We start from the raw sequence: 2,157 nt of genomic DNA, 5'->3' as shown, positions 1-2,157 counted from the left end.
ACACACGGCCCCCACAGTTCCCGGCCCCGTCTCCCCGGAAGGAGCAATCAAATGACCGCTCAGCCGCAGCCCGCGCGTCTTAGCACCGGCGGACGCATCGACCGCAGCATCTCCTGGCGGTTCACCGTGGACGGCCAGGAATTCACCGGTCACCCCGGCGACACCCTCGCATCGGCGCTGCTCGCCAACGGCCATATCAGCGCGGGCAACTCCCTCTACGAGGACCGGCCCCGCGGCATCATGGCCGCCGGCGTCGAGGAACCCAATGCCCTCGTGAAGATCGCCGCCCGGTTCCCGGGGCACGTGGCCGAGTCCATGCTCCCCGCCACCACGGTGTCCCTCGTGGACGGGCTCAGCGCCGAACTGCTCAACGGCCTGGGCAGGCTGGACCCGGACGAGGACCGTGCCGAATACGACAAGAAGTACGTCCACACCGACGTCCTGGTGGTGGGCGGCGGCGCTGCCGGCCTGGCCGCGGCCCGTGAAGCCGTCCGCACCGGCGCCCGCGTCATCCTCATCGACGACCAGCCCGAGCTCGGCGGCGCGCTGCTGTCCGGCTCCACCGCCGCGGCGCTCGTTGAGACGATTGAAGGCAAGGCCGCCCTGGACTGGGTGGCCGACGTCGAAGCGGAGCTTGTCTCCGCCGCCGAATGCACCGTGCTCAACCGCACCACCGCCTTCGGCTCCTACGACGCCAACTACGTCATCGCGGCCCAGCACCGGACGGACCACCTGTCCAGCCCTGCCGCGCCCGGAGTCTCCCGCCAGCGGATCTGGCACATCCGTGCCAAACAGGTCGTGCTGGCACCCGGCGCCCATGAGCGTCCGCTGGTGTTCGAAAACAACGACCGCCCCGGCATCATGCTCGCCTCGGCCGTCCGCAGCTACCTCAACCGCTACGCCGTCGCCGCCGGTTCCCGGGTGGTCATCAGCACCACCAACGACTCCGCCTACGCCCTGGCCGCCGACCTCCGCGCCGCCGGCATCACCGTCGCCGCCGTCGTTGACGCCCGCCCGCAGCTGAGCGAAACGGCTGCCGCGGCAGCCGCAGCCGGAACGCGCATCCTGATCGGCAGCGCCGTCGCCGACACCGCCGGTGACAGCACCGGCCGCCTCGCCGGCGTCACCGTCCGCAGCATCAACGACGACGGCGAACTCACCTCCGGCGTCGAACAGTTCGCGTGCGACCTGCTGGCCGTCTCCGGCGGCTGGTCACCGGTGGTGCACCTGCACTCCCAGCGCCAGGGCAGGCTCCGCTGGGACGATGACCTGGCGGCCTTCGTCCCCGGCAGCGTGGTTCCCGACCAGCAGGTAGCCGGCTCGGGCCGCGGCAGTTTCGATCTCGCCGACTGTGTGGCCGAAGGGATCTCCGCCGGGGTCGCGGCGGCCATCGCCGCCGGCTTCGACTCCGCCGCGGACTCCGGTGCAAAGCCGTCAACGCCAGAGGCACCGGTGGCCTCCGCCCCGACCCGCCAGCTCTGGCTGGTCCCCGGCCAGGAAGGCACCCCCGGCGAGTGGCACCACCACTTTGTGGACTTCCAGCGTGACCAGTCCGTGGCCGACGTGCTCCGCTCCACCGGGGCCGGCATGCGCTCGGTGGAACACGTCAAGCGCTACACCTCCATCAGCACCGCCAACGACCAGGGCAAGACCTCCGGCGTCAACGCCATCGGCGTCATTGCGGCGGCCCTGAAGTCCGGCGGCGACGGGTCCGCCGAAGACACCCGCGGCATCGGCGAGATCGGCACCACGGCCTACCGCGCACCGTTCACCCCGGTGGCCTTCGCTGCCCTGGCCGGACGCCAGCGCGGCGAGCTCTTCGACCCCGCCCGCAAGACGTCCATCCACCCGTGGCACGCCGCCCGGGGAGCCTTGTTCGAGGACGTCGGACAGTGGAAGCGCCCCTGGTACTACCCGCAGGCCGGCGAGGACATGGACACCGCGGTCCTGCGCGAATGCGCCGCCGTCCGCGGCTCCGTGGGCTTCATGGACGCCACCACCCTGGGCAAGATCGAGATCCGGGGCACGGACGCCGGCGAATTCCTGAACCGCATCTACACCAACGCCTTCAAGAAGCTCGCGCCGGGATCCGCCCGCTACGGCGTCATGTGCACCCCGGACGGCATGATCTTCGACGACGGCGTGACCCTGCGCCTG

General features: G+C 71.2%; 1 protein-coding gene. It reads left to right on the top strand.

The annotated features are described in order from the left end of the window. Nucleotides 1-51 precede the first annotated feature (51 nt). Nucleotides 52-2,157, top strand: a 2,106-nt coding sequence (locus J9611_RS20480) for a 2Fe-2S iron-sulfur cluster-binding protein (RefSeq protein WP_211882948.1), incomplete at its 3' end; no start/stop codon positions are given.

Origin of the sequence: Pseudarthrobacter albicanus (assembly GCF_018224015.1) — a bacterium.
GTDB lineage: Bacteria > Actinomycetota > Actinomycetes > Actinomycetales > Micrococcaceae > Arthrobacter > Arthrobacter albicanus.
The sequence above is the reverse complement of the archived record's forward strand: the minus strand, read 5'-3'. Positions and strand labels throughout refer to the sequence as shown.